This is a genomic window from Rhizobium sp. N731 (assembly GCF_001664145.1).
Lineage (GTDB): Bacteria > Pseudomonadota > Alphaproteobacteria > Rhizobiales > Rhizobiaceae > Rhizobium > Rhizobium esperanzae.
In genome coordinates this window covers 349,022-363,094 of sequence record NZ_CP013606.1, presented here as the reverse complement: position 1 = coordinate 363,094, position 14,073 = coordinate 349,022, and the positions used below count along the sequence as shown (strand labels likewise).

Genomic DNA, 14,073 nt, shown 5'->3' with positions numbered 1-14,073 from the left:
ACACACATGCATGCACGCATGGCGAGCCGGTTCGACGCGAGGGTGAGTGTTACTCTTCGACCGGTCGCATGTGTTGCAGGAGTAATTAAAATGACAGATTGTGAAACTTTAAGCCGTCGCCGGGATATGGTGACCATCCACGTAAAAGAGGACGAAACTGCCGGTCCAGGCGAGCGCGACTATGTGGAACATGTCAGCGCCCAGAAACTTTCCGGTTTCGAGCGCATCGTCGTGGTCGCAGCGTTGGTTGCCTTGAGCTTTGTCGGTTTTGCCGCATATTCGTCCAGCAAGACGGATCCGGTGACGACATCGGCCATTGCGGCCACCCCTGGCGATACGCCGCATCATCAGCCTTACGGCCATTGCCGTGACAGCAGCCCCTATGCTGAACGGGTCTGCTGACAGCAACCCGACGACCCCGGGCGACATTGTTGTTCGCCCAGGGGAGAAGTTTCGTCGCCAGGCATGGGAGCCCTCTGGCTTAAGGCTGCGTTGACAGCAAAAGGGGAAAGAACCATGGCCGGCAAGATCGATTACAATCTCGAACGTTTCGTCAATGCCCAAAACGGCGTCTACGAGCAGGCGCTTTCCGAGCTGAAGGCCGGACGGAAAACCTCTCATTGGATGTGGTTCATCTTCCCACAGATCGCTGGTCTCGGCACCTCTGCAATGGCGGAAAAATATGCCATACGCTCGGCCGGGGAAGCCGCCGCCTACCTCGCTGATCCCACTCTCTCAAGCCGGCTGCTGCGATGCGTCGAGGCGATTTTATCGATCAACGGCCGATCGGCCCATGACATCCTCGGCTCGCCTGATGATCTCAAGCTGCGCTCATCGATGACCTTGTTTGCGGCGATCAGCGATCACGGCTCGCCCTTTCACCGGGCGATCGAACGTTTTTATCAGGGAAAGTTCGACGAGCGGACGATCGAGATCCTCAGCGCCAAGGACTAAGCGGAGTTGATGAAGGACATGCGCCGCTAGGTTTTTCTACCGGAACGACATTGTACGCTTTATGATTGTTACATGGCAGCAAACGCAAGCCAAAAACACGGATATAAAAAGGACAGTCCCTAGCGGCGAGTAGGATAGCGGCAGGAACGACCAGTCGCCTCGCTGAAGCTGTGGCATCGCAAAGGCGGATAGGTCGGCTTGCGCGACTGCTGCCCGTCCCATGGTCAGACCGGTCGCGATCAGCGCGATATGGGCATGGATGAACCCCGACCGGTAGTGTCTTTGCGGCTGCAGGGCCACTCGAATCCCAAAAATTGAGGCAAGCATCAACAGGACCGTAGCGCTCCAAATTCCGATGCCGGGTACCGCCAAAAGCAGATAAATCGGCTCGCGCATGACAGGAAGAATTGTCATATGCAGCCACCAGACGGAGGCGCTCGAGGGGTAGCTTTCCAAGAGCAGCATGCTGAGGATGAACATCGATGCTATCGCGTAAGCCAGTGATGGCCCAAGTCGCATCAGTGTGTAAATAGCGATCCGCATAGGGCGTCCCATCCTTTGACCTGAGAGCAGGGTAGGCGACGTTGATTAATTTTCTACTCTGAGAATCACCGAACGCATGATACCAACTTTGAATGGTTGGCATTTATCATGCTGACGCGTTCGGGCGTAGACCGCCTCTGTCGCTTTTTTGTGACTAATTGCTCAAATTCTTGAGTTGTTAGCTTTTTTTTACGATGATTTCCGGTGAGCGCATCCGGATCTTTGGTAAGAACGTCTGATGGGGGATCAAATTGCCAATGTTGCAGATCAGAGCTGGAACCAAATGCATCGCGTTTTTAATAGCGGCTGGAGCGATTTTAGCTGGTTGCCAGTCATCCGGCGATGGCCTCGCTGCTTATGGCGATAGTGCAAAGACCCTCGAGGATGACTCGGCCGTCGCCTTCTATAAGAACGACGAGTTGATAACCAACGGGAAATTGCAGTTCCAGGAAAAGAACTACGGAAAATCCTACGCCATCTACAAGCGAGCGGTTGATGTGTTTCCGCAAGATCCGGCCGCCTGGCTCGGCCTCGCGGCCTCGGCCGACATGGTTGCCCGCTTCGACACGTCGGACCGCGCCTACCAGCAGCTCTCCCGAATGATCGGCAACACCCCGGTCTATTACAACAATATCGGATATTCTCACCTGTTACGCGGTGACTTGCGTACTGCCAGGCGGTACTTCCTAAAAGCCTATGAGCTCGATCCCGGGAACGAAGTCACTGCCCGTAATCTCGAATTGATGAAGAACAGCGTGAAGTATGCTCAGCGCTGATAGGCCCCTCAGCGCTCGGCAATCTGTGTCGAGATGAGAGCCCCCTAGAATGAGCGCGGGACGTCGTCCCTGGCCGCGTCCACCGATTGCCTTGGAGATTTCGGCGAAGTCGGTGTTTACCGGGCCTTTCGAAGGATGAGCTGACCTTGCGGTGAGAGCGTTCGTTCGTAACGCGGCAGGTTATTGACTGGAATGCCGCCGGCTTCGATAGACGCAAGAGTGCTATCCAGCATTTGAGTTTCCGCTGGCATGGTGCGAGGCGCGAAAAACTGCGCCGGCTCCTTGCCGGGCGCGCTCAGGACCAAAGCTGAACCCATGCGTGCACCGCTTATGTCGTTGCGCGTCCCCTCGTTCATCGACAAAATGGACTTTTGCAGGCTATCCATCTCTTGACGGATAAGTGCGAGTTCGTCGGCCTTGGCGTTGCTCGCGATCTTGTCCGACTGCTTTTCCATTTGTCCTCTCAAGCCCTCAATGGACCTTTTAAGCGCTGCGATGCTCTCGCGGCTCTCGCGAACATCCGCTGAGTTTTTGGCAGTATAGATGAGAACGCCAGCATTCACGGGCAAGAGTATAAGGAGCAGACCGACGATGAGTGGGTTTCTTGAGGCTCTCGGCTCAATCACTCGCATGTTGCTTGGTCTCGCGCCGCCTGCTTCGCCGTCGATGCTCGGGATGCTGGTCATTCGTTTACTCCCCGTAAGTCGTTAACTGGATTGAATCAGGACGCCGCGCTCGGCGCAAGGTCCGCGATCATTCCGACGTGAATACACCTTCCCAGGCGCGGTCCAGCATATCGAGCGACGCGATTCTCTCTATGCCATTGAACTCGCAGTAAGAACCGATAAAATCCAAAAGATATTTCGGATGATAGCAAGACGCTAGCACATCGTCGTTGTACTTGCGATCGTAGAACAGGTGCAGGTCTGGATCACGGACGGCCAATCCGGCACCGCTGGCATAGGACTTGAAAATTCTGATGTATTCGTCACGCGAAGGCGTGTTCACATAGATCTTGTATTTGAGGCGCCGCAAGCCCGCCTCGTCGGAGAGGTCCTTCGGTGCGATATTCGTCGAAAAGACGACCAACTCGTCAAAGGGAACCTTGAACTTCTTGCCGGTGTGCAGCGTCAGGAAGTCGTATCCGCGCTCGAGCGGCACAATCCAGCGATTGATGAGCGCCTGCGGCGCCACTTGCTGACGCCCGAAGTCGTCGATGATGAAAACGCCGCCGGACGCCTTCAAGTGTATGGGCGCTTCATAGACATTTGGCCCGGCATTGAAGGTGAGATCGAGTTGATCGAGGGTCAATTCCCCGCCCGTCTTGATCACCGGACGGCGGCATTCGATCCATCGTTGATCTGCTTTCGGAGGGGATTCCGCGTCAGCCTCCGATACTGGGTGATGCACTGCTTCATCATAGAAACTGATGACATGGCCGCCGACCTCGATGGCATAGGGCACCCAGATGGTTTGGCGAAACAGTTGCGACGTCCGCTCGGCGATGCTCGTCTTTCCGTTGCCGGGCGGTCCGTAAAGCAGGATGGAGCGACCGGAGTTCAGGGCCGGACCGAGCTTTTCGACCAGGGTGTGCGAGAGCACCAGCCCCTCAAGGCTGTCGGTTAGCCGCTCGGGGGTCACCCGCTCGTGATGGATGGACTGCAAAGAGATTTGCCGGCAGAACGCATCCAGCGACACCGGCGCCGGCCCGACATATTGGCTTTGACGCGACGCCGCGTGGGCATATTCGAACCCCTTCGTTGACAGCGCATAGCGAATATCAGATCGCACATCCTCACCAGCCAGGCCGCGAGCCTCGAGATAGGCGAGTTTCACGAGTTCCTTGATCAGGATATTGACGATCACTTTCGGCAATTTCATTCGATCGGCCAGATGAGATGCCGTGATTGTATCCTGCTCGGCCGCACATTTTGACGCCAGCCGAAGCAGGAACGACGAATCCAGTCCCGCTTGTTCTATGCTCGCGGGTGCCATCGGCATACGCGGATCGAGGGAAACGATGACCTCGTTACGATTCTGTTCGAGCGAATACTGCATACGACCTCGCTTAGCTCAACCGCCGGGTTTGATGCCGATGAGAAGAGTGATGACACGGATAACAATGGGAACGAGAACGATGATGAGGCTTACCGGAAAAAGGAACGCCCCGAGCGGCAGCAGCATCTTGACCGGCAGGGCGTTTGCCTTCTCCTCTGCGCGAACAATGCGCAGATCGCGCATTTCCTTGCTGTAGACCCGCAGCGTCTGCGTGACGCTGGTCCCGAGCTCCTCCGATTGGCGGAACAGAACGGAAAGGGCCCGGGCCTCGTCGATTCTCAGGCGCGTGGCAAGGTTAGCGAGCGCCTCGCGCAATCGCCGGCCGCCCCGCACTTCCAGCATCATGATCGACAGATGCAGCCCGAAGTCCTGCTGCTTGTCGACGAATTCCCGGGCAACACGGTTCGCCGCTGCCTCGATGCTCATCCCCGCATCGAGGCAGACGATCAGCATATCCATGAAATCGGGAAAGAGGCGGCGGTATTCCCGCTCTTTGGCGGCGCCACGCCGGTCGATATAGATATTGACCAGAATGAAGGTTACGCCCGCAGCAAACATGGCAACGATCAGGGTCGCCATCTGCGACATGTTCGGCGCGAGGCGGTTTAAGGCCCAAACCGCCGCGACGAGCACGCTGATACAGACCACCGCGCGAACCACTTGGAAGGTGGTCACGGCGCCGGCCGCGAAATACCCCGCCCGAATCAGCCGGTTCTGGGTGGAGTTCAAATTCGTGTCACGTCGCGTAATCTCGAAATAACGACGAATCAGGCGGTTTTCCGCCTCGCCGAGATCGGCAATCGTCGTGTCGCCAAGGTGGAACTCTTCGCCGGCCCCTGCCGAGCTCTTCGACACCCGAACCGAGACTTCGCGCTGTCGAAAAAACAGTTCCGAGGCTGCCGCAGTAAAGATCAGCACTGCAAAGAAGACGATGAGGTAGATTCCATACTCACTCGACATGACCGCCTCAGTACTCGAAGTTCACCATCTTGTAGAGAATGACATTCCCGATCGCCATGACGGTGAGCAGCACGCTCACCACGGCGGTTCCGTGGCCACTGTCCCAGACGGGATCGAAGTAGGTCGGCGACAACGCCTTGATCATCGCGTAGAGCAAAAAGGGATAGACCGACATGAAGATCGCGGTGATGCGTCCTTCCGAGGAAATTGCCCTGACCTTTGCCCTGAGCATCGACCGGTCTCGCAACGTCTTCGAAAGGTTCTGCAAGATCTCCACCAGATTTCCTCCGGTTCCTGCCTGCACGCTCAGCGATATCGCAAGCAGGTTCAGATCCTCGACGCCGACCCGGTCGGCCAAATTGACAAGGGCGTCGTCCAGCGTCACACCGTAGGTGAGTTCATCCGAGAGAAGGCCGAACTCGGTGCCGATCGGATCAGGCATCTCGCGTGCCACCAAAGCAATCGCCGCCGGCAGCGGGTGACCGGCGGCCAAGCTGCGATTGGCGACATCGAGCGCTTCAGGAAGCTTCAGTTCGAATGTCTTCATGCGGCGCGCGCGGGCGCGCCAGACGACGAGTGCGGGGATGAGGAGGCAGATCACGAGAAAGATCGGCACCCTAAACAAAGTGCTCGGTACGAGGAACTGAACGACCAGCCACGTCAAGAGTGCGCCCGCGATTGCGAAGAGCGCAAATCGCATGGCAGCGAACTTGATTCCCGACTGGGCGTAGAACTGCATCAGCCGCTGCATCACAGGGGTTTGCTGCCAACTGCCGGCAACGCCGCGCTCCTTGAGCATGTCGCCATAGGTCTTGCGATGATCATCGCTGACCTCGAGCAATCTCAGCCGATGGTTCACGGCGCGGTGGCGTTCGGATGTCTTGAAGTAGCCGCGCATGATCGCTTCGACGGCAACAAGAGCCGCGGTGAAAACGGCCGCGTAAAGAAGAATCAGGTTCATTGAACTGGTCCCGTTTGCAGCGGTTTACCCGGATCAAAGATCGCCACCGGGATCTCGATCCCGAGTTCGGCAAACTCCTCGACGAACCGCGGCCGAATACCGGTGGCGCGGAATTCGCCATGGATCCGCCCACCTTCATCGGTACCGAGCTTCTTGAATTTCATGATCTCCTGCATCTGAACGACTTCGCCCTCCATGCCGGTGATCTCGGAAATCGAGACGACCTTGCGGCTGCCGTCGCTCAGGCGCTGGACCTGCACGATGATGGTGATGGCGGACGAGATCTGCGAGCGAATGCTCAACTGCGACATTGGCATCCCGGCCATGCCGACCATCTGCTCAAGCCGACCGACGGCGTCGCGGGGCGTGTTGGCGTGAATCGTCGTCATCGATCCCTCGTGACCGGTATTCATCGCCTGCAGCATGTCGAACGCCTCGTCGCCGCGGACTTCGCCGACGATGATGCGGTCGGGTCGCATGCGCAGGGCATTTTTCAAAAGCTCGCGTTGCCGGATCTCGTTGCGTCCGTCGAGCGTCGGCGGTCGGGTTTCCAAACGCCCGACATGTGGCTGCTGCAGCTGAAGCTCGGCCGCATCCTCGATGGTGATCAGGCGTTCCTTTGGAGAAATCTGCGACGAGAGAGCATTGAGCAAGGTGGTCTTGCCAGAACCGGTGCCACCTGAAATCACCATGGACACCTTACCCTTGACGGCGGCGCTGAGAAGGATGCGCATCGCATCGGCCATGGCGCCATACTGCACGAGGCGCTCCAATGTCAGCGGTTTGCGGGTGAATTTGCGAATGGATACGAGCGGTCCATCGACCGAGATCGGCCTGATGGCGACGTTGACACGTGAGCCATCCTTGAGGCGGGCGTCAACCATCGGCGTCGATTCGTCGACGCGGCGGCCGACTGCCGAGACGATCTTGTTGATCACCCGAAGGAGATGGTCCTCGTCTTTGAACCGCACGGCAGTGCTCTCGAGCTTGCCGCTCCGCTCGACATAGACGCTGTTATAGCCGTTGATGAGAATATCCGCGATGGTATCGTCGGCCAGCAGCGGCTCGACCGGTCCCAAGCCGAGCATCTCGTCGGTGATATCGCGGATCAGATCATTGATTTCCTTGGCGTTCAGCGGAAAGTTGTTACTGCGGATATAGTCCTTGACCAACGGCCGGATTTCGGTGGCGATCTCCTCGTTGTCGAGTGTGTCGAGGATTCCGAGGTTAATGCGATCGAGCAGGTAGCGGTGCAGATTGACTCGCTCGGAAACCATGTCCGCCCCGACCGAAGCCTCGTCGCCACTCGCCGTGGCGCTGTCAGGGACCGGCTGGGCAGGTATGTTCTGAACAGTGCCGACGAGGGACACCTCGGCCGCCTCCGGATGTTCCCGGCTTTCAGGCTCCTGCCGCTTATAGAAACGCCCCATGATGCCGTTCGCCATGCTTCCACCCCTGAACTATTTTACAATGACCGTGGAACCGACTTTCACTCGCTCATAGAGATCGATGACGTCGGCATTGCTCATGCGAAAACAGCCCGATGACGCGAAACCGCCGACCGTAGACTGCTCGTTCGTTCCATGAATGCGGTACAGCGTGTCGGTTCTGTCCTTGTAGAGATAGATCCCGCGAGCGCCCAATGGATTGAGCGGCCCGGCGGGCACCAGGTCCGGAAGTCCGGCCGCGCGCGCCTTCATCTCGGCAGGCGGGCGCCAGTCAGGCCACTCAGCCTTGCGTCCAACCTTGACGGTGCCGCTCCAGCGGAAGCCGTCTCGTCCGACGCCGATCTTGTAGCGGATCGCGCGTCCTTGGGAGATGACGAGATCCAGCGTGCGGTTCGCGGTGACGATGACGATTGTTCCGGGCGCGTAGTTCTTTTCGATCGCCACCATGGCGCTTGTCGTCGGCCCGAGGCTTCGCGGCACAAGCCCGGCTGCTGTGGCATCCCCGGCGGCGGCCAGAATTGCCAAAACCACAAGGCTGATCTGGGCGGCGCGGGACCTTATTCGCCCGCTGTCGATCGCCTTCATCGCACCAGTGCTCCGAGTTTGCCGACCGCTGCACAGAAGCGCGCCCGGGAATTCACTTGAAATGGCAGCACGCCGCGGTTGGCCGCCTCGCTCAAGGTGTCCCAGTCATCCCCGATGACATGCGTCGGGATGTCCTTGAATATCTTCTCCGTTTGTTGCCGGCGCACGCCGAGGCCGAAAAGCTTGGCACGGTATTTGTTGATGACGATGAATATCTGATCCGAACTGCCTCGCAGCCGTACGAGGTTGGCGAACAAATCCTTGGCTTGAGAGAGCGCGGGAACCGTCATTTCAGTGACGATGCAGATGCTGTTGACCGAAGTGAGCACATCGTATTTCCACGGCGTGTCATAATAGGGAATGTCGATGATCGTGTGATCGCTCTCGAAGGCGGCCACGTCGAGCATACGCAGAACGAGTTCACCACCCTTCGGCGCCAGAAGGACGGATGGCTGCTTGAAGGACAGCAGTGAAAAGCCCCCCGAATGACGCTTTTTCACCAGATCGATGAATTCCAGGTCGACCCGGGAAGGATTGGCGATGACTGGTTTCAAGTCATAGTCGTTGACGAGATTGAGATAATAGCCAAGCGTCCCGGCGCAGAAATCCGTGTCGAACAGGTCAACCCGCGGCTTGGAATTCTTGGTCGGTTGGGCCAGCACATGCGCCAGCGATGAGGCGATCATGCTGGCGCCGGCGCCACCGACGGCCGAGACCACGGCATGCACGCGGCTGTCGCTGGCCCCAGTGCCTGGCGCATGGGTCGAAATCATGTCTATCAGGGCGCGGCGCTCGAGCGGCTTCTTCAGCCAGTCATTGCCGTTCAGGCGGAAGAGCAGCCTCAGCATGTCGTCCGGGAGATCTTCGGAAACGACGATGAGGGGGATATCCCGGTAGCTGGTGCGAAACGCGAAGAGCTCCGGACGCTGCAGCAATTCGCCCCTGTCGACGTCGAGAACGATCAGGTCGAACTGCGTCGGATCGAACTTGCCCTTTTCCCCGAGCGCTTTCAGTGCCAGATGGCGCACATCGTAACGCGAAAGCGACCCGAACGTATCGAGCATGAAGCTCGCTGCCGCCGCGTCGTCGGAGAGAACCAGGATCTTGGTGGATGCGGCAATGTTCATGTGCGCTGTCATTTCGCTTTCCTACGCGTGATAAAAGGAATCAGCAGGTTGAGCAGGTCTTTAGATCTTCTGTCGTGATCGTCACTGGATGGGCCGGGATGGTGATGTCGTTCAGTCCCAACAGTCCGCCGAGGATCGGCAGATCCAAGGGGATGTCGCGCACCTCCAGCCGCATTGTCAGCACGGGCCCGTCCGGCCGGCCCCAATAGCCGAGCCCTGATCGCTGGTAGGTGACCATCAGCTTATCCGGCGTGATGCGCCCGTCGAGGTCGCAAATGCCGGGGTGAGGATCGGTTCCTGCTTGGCAAACGCCGTCGCTTCCCCGGACAATCCGGTTCAATGCCGCCGTACAGTTCGCCAGATACGGTCCACAGGTCGAGGATATCGTCGCATCGTTCGGCGTCGCTTTGCCGTTATTGAGTGGGTCGGCAGCTTCGATCGGGAAAACGGCATTGAAATTCGTCGTCAACGGATCGGATACTGCTGCCAAACGGGCACCATATTGCAGTGCCTTGACGGTCTGATTCCACTGCGACATGGCATAGCCGAACTCGATGAAGGTTGCGAATACCAGCATGACGATCGGAAAGGTCAGCAAGGCTTCGACAAGGCTGACACCACTGCTATCCTGCCAGAATGTCTTGATTGCCCTAGAGGTCACCATCCGATGTATCTCTCTTCATGTGAGGAACTGATCGTGATGGCATCGATTCCGAGAAAGCCGAACACCGGCGAGCTCTTGTAGAGATGAGCAGTCGAAAGGGTGATGTTGCCGTCCGCATCGGGCGCCGTGATGGTGATGTCGGCAGGGTCCTTCCAGTCGGGGACGCGGGGTTCGGCGTCTGCCGCAGGTGTTTGCGTTCCGTAAAAGGCGATCGTCTTCGCAGTCGCCTGATCACATGTCGGCACATAGGTTCCCGACAGTGGTCGGCATCGCGAGAGGTAACGCCCGGCATCGCGCAAGCCTGCGTCGATCTGCATGCGCTGCCAGAAGATGCTGCCGAACTCCAGTATCCCCGCCGCAAAGAGCGTGACAAAGGGGATCGCGAGCAGCGCTTCTGCAAGCACTGCGCCTTCCTCCCGCCGCCAGAAGCCGAGGCAAAGCCGATGCCGGATGAAATTGCGGAGTGCCATCATCTGACCAGTTCCGCTTCTTCCCGCAGGAATTCGTCCAGCGTACCGCGACCACCCTTGCCTGATATGTCGATCATCTCCAGGGACAGGTATCGTTCGCCGGAGTCCTTTATCGCTGGCTTGGTCAGGAACATGCGGGCGAAGGCCACGGCGCGCGTCGCCTTATGACCGTTCAGATGGCCGACCGAGGCTTCATAGCCGCAATTGACAATGGCTGAGAAGATCTCGCGGCGATCACCATATTCGGCCGCCGTATAGTTCGAAAGGTCCGGGCCGGTATAACACTGGCCACCCGTTGCCGGTGTTCCGGTCTCACCATTCGCCGAGGCATGGCTGATGAGAGATGGGTTAGCGAGCTCGTAACGATAAACATCGTAAGCGGAGGGCTGGGTCGGTGTTCCCGTCGCCTGCGGGGGATAGCTGGAGTAGTTGCTGAGGACCGTGCTCACCGAGGGCACAGCCGTTCCCTGCGCGACGTTCCAATAGGTCGAGTAATTCCAATTGTTGCCGCTGCTGATCTTCCCGCCGGCAAGCGAAGTCATACCCGCTCCGTAGCCGAGCGGCAAAGCCTTGGTCGCATCGCCGACAACATCTCCGACCATGACTGGATTATAGGCATCGCAGCCCTTCTTTCCCGTGCCGCTGGTTGACTGAGCGGAGCGCACATTTTGGGCAGGTCGGTAACGATAATCTCCGTTCGCCTTGTTGAACGATGAGGAGTAAAAACCGAAGCGCGTATTCACGCCGTCCTCGACAGGCCCCGCCTTCGCGCCGGTCTCGGTATCGAGGCTGTCCTGTGTATAGCAGGTACCGGGATTGCCGGTGGCAAGAGCCTCCGCCAGCACGGACGCACCATTGCCCAAGGGCGTTCGGAGAAACCCGAAATTGCCGGGACCGGGATTGGACGCCGCGGTGCTGTGAAGTTCGATCTGTCGCCCGTAGAGATTGCCGGCCGCAAAATTGGTGTGCAATGCCGTCGCCGCATCTTCGCTGGCGCTTTCGCTCGTGTTCCCCACCGGCTCGAACGGGTTGCAGATAAAGATCGGCGTCACGTCGCAGGCACTGGCGTGGTAGACTGCGACGGCGTCGGCAGCGATGTTGATGGTATCGCGGGTGAAGCCAACCGGGATCGGAAAGATCGTCTGCATCGCCTGCGGCTTAGCGATGACCCAGGCATAGGAGGCTTCGCTGGCCACTGTCGTCTCCATTGACGACGGGATGGCCGTATCGTCACTGGCCGGGATGCTCTTCAGAAAAAGCACTGTGACCGTGCTCCCGGCATCGTTTCCAGCGTCATAGGTCACTGATAAATGCGAGCCGAGCGACATGCCGGTCCCGCCCCCTGAGAAAGCCGCGCTGTTGGCGAGTTTTTCGATCGCCGTCTGCGCCCGGGTAATGGCATCGTCACGGCCATCGAGTTCACGGGCCCCGGCCAGCGCCATCGCATCGACCGCGTTCTGGAGATCCGTATGCAGGTTGCTGCTGCGGCCGACATCGATGACCAACAGCGAAAAGCCGAGAAGCATTGGCATGGCGATGAGCGTCAAGGCGATGACATAGCCGCGATGATCGTTCCAGAAGCGTCTGACAACCCTGCTGAGCATTGGCGTCCCCCCATCACGGCGTTATCGCCGTGATGACCCCTTTTCGTGCATTTTCCCCTCCGGCGCTGCCGCCGTTCATGCCTTTCGCCAGCTACTGGCTGGCGGTCGCCCCGTTGGAGGCCCCATTCGCCCCCATGGCCGGCGACGGCTGAACAACGCCCAGCCCGCCGTTCTGATATTGAGTGACCACCCTCCGGATCACCTTCCCGTCGCTTGCGATTTGAGTTCGCTGGGCTTCCGGCGGGAACGGGTCTTGGATATGGATGGCCTTGTTTGCTTCTACGGCGTTCCCGACCCCGAAGGTGATCGTGTCGCGATGGTTCAAGTAGTCGGCGCAGCCGGTAGCGAGGCCGGCGGCTGCAAGGACGAGAAGGACGCGCTTAGCGTTTTGTAGCAACGGCTTGGACTCCCTGGTTCAGGTCGAGACGATGACCGTAAGGCCCGGTCACGCCTACGCCATTGCGAAAGCGTCGGAGCATGTCCTTGTCGACTTCCAGGACACCGAGCGCGAAAAGCTCAACGTCGTTGGACGAACGCGTCTGGTCAAGCGGACTATAGAGGTCCTCACCCGGGCGGGCTGGGCGCACAATGTGTGGCGTCACAACGATGACGAGGTCGGATTCCTTCTTCTGGAAACTCGTCGAACGGAACAGTGCGCCGAGGACCGGTATCTGCCCGAGTCCCGGCAATTGCTGGATGTCTTTGGCATTGATCGACTGCAGCAGGCCGGCCAGCGCAAAGCTCTGGCCGTCGCGGAGCGCGACCGTGGTGCTGGCAGCCCGCGAGATGAACCCCGGATTGCCGTTGACGTTGATCGACGGATCAATCTCGGAAACCTCAGGCTCGATCTCCAGGTTGATGAGGCCATCATCAAGAACCACCGGCTTGAAGGTCAGCCGCACACCGAAGGGGCGATAGTCCGTCTCGGTGGCGACAGTCGTGCCGTTGTTCGTCGTCTTCAGGATCGGCACTTCACCGCCGGCATGGAAGCTGGCGGTCGAGCCGCTCATGGCGATGAGGTTCGGCTGAGCAAGGCGACGCACCAATCCCTTCTGCTCGAGGGCGTTGATGACCACATCGATGTGGCCGCCCGAGATTTCCAGCACCTTGGCGATCAACTGGCCGAAGGGCAGCGCACCCGTTGCCGCACCCTTGGGGTCAAGGAGGGTACGGGCCAGGTTGCCGCTGTCGTCCACGGTGATCCCCTGGCTGGCCGTGGCCTTGCCGATGCGGTTATTGTTGCCGTATCCGGACCAACCGATCCCGAGGTCACGACCCGTCTGGCGCGAGGCTTCGATGACACGGACCTCCAGCATTACCTGCTGGCTGTCACTGACGCGCAACTGGTTCAGCACCGGCTGGTCGGAATAGGATTGGGCGATTTCCATCACCCGCTGCAGTTCGATGCCGTCACGGACGTAGCCTGTCAGGCGAATGCGATCGTTGGAGTTGATTACCCTGACCCGAGCCGAGGGCGCGGCAGAGCGAATGGCGGAGGCGACTTCGCTGAAATCGCTGGCGACGCGGATGTCAATGACGCCGAGAAGCGACTTGTCTTCGCCATAGACTGAAATATTGGTGGCGCCGGTCTTCTTGCCGCGGATGAACAGCGACTTGTCGGAAAGCGGCACCACGTCGATCATATCGGCACTGCCGATGACGAGATCCCCGAAGGGTTGGCCGGTATTGAGCGTCAGCGTCTCGTTCGGAGGCAAGGTCACATGCTGAACCGATTCGCCGAGCGTGACGGACTTTTCCTGTGCGCTGGCTGAGCCGACAAATCCGGGCCCTAAACACACACAGGCCGAAAACACTGCCGCTAATGCCGCAAGGCTTTTCGTCCTTGCGATTCTTCTCTTGCCGTTCGCCATGCCTGCTTTAGCCCTCTCCTTCGGCCGGCCGCACCTGCGGCATGCCGCATAA

At 58.8% G+C, this 14,073-nt stretch carries 16 protein-coding genes; 3 read left to right on the top strand and 13 right to left on the bottom strand.

Going from position 1 to position 14,073, the window contains the following annotated elements:
• Window positions 1-126 precede the first annotated feature (126 nt).
• Window positions 127-402: a hypothetical protein gene (locus AMK02_RS29165; protein WP_189637051.1), complete on the top strand. Its 276-nt coding sequence runs from the start codon at window positions 127-129 to the stop codon at window positions 400-402.
• Between the two features lie 114 nt (window positions 403-516).
• Complete coding sequence (locus AMK02_RS29160; RefSeq protein ID WP_064808593.1) at window positions 517-954, top strand: DUF1810 domain-containing protein; 438 nt, start codon at window positions 517-519, stop codon at window positions 952-954.
• 36 nt (window positions 955-990) lie between these two features.
• On the opposite strand, the gene AMK02_RS29155 is transcribed toward AMK02_RS29160, so the two are convergent.
• The gene (locus AMK02_RS29155) at window positions 991-1,497 is read right to left on the bottom strand and encodes a hypothetical protein (protein WP_064808591.1); all 507 of its coding nucleotides are present in this window, start codon (window positions 1,495-1,497) and stop codon (window positions 991-993) included.
• A gap of 257 nt (window positions 1,498-1,754) precedes the next feature.
• On the opposite strand from AMK02_RS29155, the gene AMK02_RS29150 reads away from it, so the two are divergent.
• The gene (locus AMK02_RS29150; protein WP_064808590.1) at window positions 1,755-2,273 is read left to right on the top strand and encodes a tetratricopeptide repeat protein; all 519 of its coding nucleotides are present in this window, start codon (window positions 1,755-1,757) and stop codon (window positions 2,271-2,273) included.
• 116 nt (window positions 2,274-2,389) lie between these two features.
• Here the strand turns inward: AMK02_RS29150 and AMK02_RS29145 are convergent, their stop codons facing one another.
• From AMK02_RS29145 to AMK02_RS29090, 12 genes are all read right to left on the bottom strand, one after another.
• Complete coding sequence (locus AMK02_RS29145) at window positions 2,390-2,959, bottom strand: hypothetical protein (protein ID WP_064808588.1); 570 nt, start codon at window positions 2,957-2,959, stop codon at window positions 2,390-2,392.
• A gap of 67 nt (window positions 2,960-3,026) precedes the next feature.
• On the bottom strand, window positions 3,027-4,331 hold the full coding sequence (locus AMK02_RS29140) for a hypothetical protein (RefSeq protein ID WP_064808586.1): 1,305 nt from the start codon (window positions 4,329-4,331) through the stop codon (window positions 3,027-3,029).
• 15 nt (window positions 4,332-4,346) lie between these two features.
• Window positions 4,347-5,291, bottom strand: coding sequence for a type II secretion system F family protein (locus AMK02_RS29135; RefSeq protein ID WP_064808584.1), 945 nt, complete (start codon window positions 5,289-5,291; stop codon window positions 4,347-4,349).
• A 7-nt stretch (window positions 5,292-5,298) separates the two neighbouring features.
• Window positions 5,299-6,252: a type II secretion system F family protein gene (locus tag AMK02_RS29130; protein WP_064808582.1), complete on the bottom strand. Its 954-nt coding sequence runs from the start codon at window positions 6,250-6,252 to the stop codon at window positions 5,299-5,301.
• The gene (locus AMK02_RS29125) at window positions 6,249-7,697 is read right to left on the bottom strand and encodes a CpaF family protein (RefSeq protein WP_064808580.1); all 1,449 of its coding nucleotides are present in this window, start codon (window positions 7,695-7,697) and stop codon (window positions 6,249-6,251) included. The genes AMK02_RS29130 and AMK02_RS29125 overlap by 4 nt, the downstream gene beginning before the upstream one ends.
• 15 nt (window positions 7,698-7,712) lie before the next feature.
• On the bottom strand, window positions 7,713-8,285 hold the full coding sequence (locus AMK02_RS29120; protein WP_064808578.1) for a L,D-transpeptidase: 573 nt from the start codon (window positions 8,283-8,285) through the stop codon (window positions 7,713-7,715).
• Window positions 8,282-9,424: a response regulator/pilus assembly protein gene (locus AMK02_RS29115; protein WP_064808576.1), complete on the bottom strand. Its 1,143-nt coding sequence runs from the start codon at window positions 9,422-9,424 to the stop codon at window positions 8,282-8,284. Before AMK02_RS29115 ends, AMK02_RS29120 begins: the two co-directional genes overlap by 4 nt.
• Before the next feature lie 28 nt (window positions 9,425-9,452).
• Window positions 9,453-10,076 carry a TadE/TadG family type IV pilus assembly protein gene (locus AMK02_RS29110; protein ID WP_064808575.1) on the bottom strand — a complete coding sequence of 208 codons (624 nt, stop codon included), beginning with the start codon at window positions 10,074-10,076 and terminating at the stop codon, window positions 9,453-9,455.
• On the bottom strand, window positions 10,070-10,549 hold the full coding sequence (locus tag AMK02_RS29105; protein ID WP_064808573.1) for a TadE/TadG family type IV pilus assembly protein: 480 nt from the start codon (window positions 10,547-10,549) through the stop codon (window positions 10,070-10,072). The genes AMK02_RS29110 and AMK02_RS29105 overlap by 7 nt, the downstream gene beginning before the upstream one ends.
• On the bottom strand, window positions 10,546-12,150 hold the full coding sequence (locus tag AMK02_RS29100) for a TadE/TadG family type IV pilus assembly protein (RefSeq protein WP_064808571.1): 1,605 nt from the start codon (window positions 12,148-12,150) through the stop codon (window positions 10,546-10,548). The genes AMK02_RS29105 and AMK02_RS29100 overlap by 4 nt, the downstream gene beginning before the upstream one ends.
• 91 nt (window positions 12,151-12,241) lie before the next feature.
• Window positions 12,242-12,547 (bottom strand): hypothetical protein, encoded by a 306-nt coding sequence (locus AMK02_RS32440; protein ID WP_064808569.1) that lies wholly within the window; start codon window positions 12,545-12,547, stop codon window positions 12,242-12,244.
• On the bottom strand, window positions 12,531-14,021 hold the full coding sequence (locus AMK02_RS29090; RefSeq protein ID WP_064808567.1) for a type II and III secretion system protein family protein: 1,491 nt from the start codon (window positions 14,019-14,021) through the stop codon (window positions 12,531-12,533). Before AMK02_RS29090 ends, AMK02_RS32440 begins: the two co-directional genes overlap by 17 nt.
• Between the last annotated feature and the right edge of the window lie 52 nt (window positions 14,022-14,073).

Excerpts from the sequence above, each read along its gene's own strand:
- AMK02_RS29165 (WP_189637051.1), top strand. The coding sequence starts at position 127 with ATGGTGACCATCCACGTAAAAGAGGACGAAACTGCCGGTCCAGGCGAG.
- AMK02_RS29160 (WP_064808593.1), top strand. The coding sequence starts at position 517 with ATGGCCGGCAAGATCGATTACAATCTCGAACGTTTCGTCAATGCCCAA.
- AMK02_RS29155 (WP_064808591.1), bottom strand. The coding sequence starts at position 1,497 with ATGCGGATCGCTATTTACACACTGATGCGACTTGGGCCATCACTGGCT.
- AMK02_RS29150 (WP_064808590.1), top strand. The coding sequence starts at position 1,755 with ATGTTGCAGATCAGAGCTGGAACCAAATGCATCGCGTTTTTAATAGCG.
- AMK02_RS29145 (WP_064808588.1), bottom strand. The coding sequence starts at position 2,959 with ATGACCAGCATCCCGAGCATCGACGGCGAAGCAGGCGGCGCGAGACCA.
- AMK02_RS29140 (WP_064808586.1), bottom strand. The coding sequence starts at position 4,331 with ATGCAGTATTCGCTCGAACAGAATCGTAACGAGGTCATCGTTTCCCTC.
- AMK02_RS29135 (WP_064808584.1), bottom strand. The coding sequence starts at position 5,291 with ATGTCGAGTGAGTATGGAATCTACCTCATCGTCTTCTTTGCAGTGCTG.
- AMK02_RS29130 (WP_064808582.1), bottom strand. The coding sequence starts at position 6,252 with ATGAACCTGATTCTTCTTTACGCGGCCGTTTTCACCGCGGCTCTTGTT.
- AMK02_RS29125 (WP_064808580.1), bottom strand. The coding sequence starts at position 7,697 with ATGGCGAACGGCATCATGGGGCGTTTCTATAAGCGGCAGGAGCCTGAA.
- AMK02_RS29120 (WP_064808578.1), bottom strand. The coding sequence starts at position 8,285 with ATGAAGGCGATCGACAGCGGGCGAATAAGGTCCCGCGCCGCCCAGATC.
- AMK02_RS29115 (WP_064808576.1), bottom strand. The coding sequence starts at position 9,424 with ATGACAGCGCACATGAACATTGCCGCATCCACCAAGATCCTGGTTCTC.
- AMK02_RS29110 (WP_064808575.1), bottom strand. The coding sequence starts at position 10,076 with ATGGTGACCTCTAGGGCAATCAAGACATTCTGGCAGGATAGCAGTGGT.
- AMK02_RS29105 (WP_064808573.1), bottom strand. The coding sequence starts at position 10,549 with ATGATGGCACTCCGCAATTTCATCCGGCATCGGCTTTGCCTCGGCTTC.
- AMK02_RS29100 (WP_064808571.1), bottom strand. The coding sequence starts at position 12,150 with ATGCTCAGCAGGGTTGTCAGACGCTTCTGGAACGATCATCGCGGCTAT.
- AMK02_RS29090 (WP_064808567.1), bottom strand. The coding sequence starts at position 14,021 with ATGGCGAACGGCAAGAGAAGAATCGCAAGGACGAAAAGCCTTGCGGCA.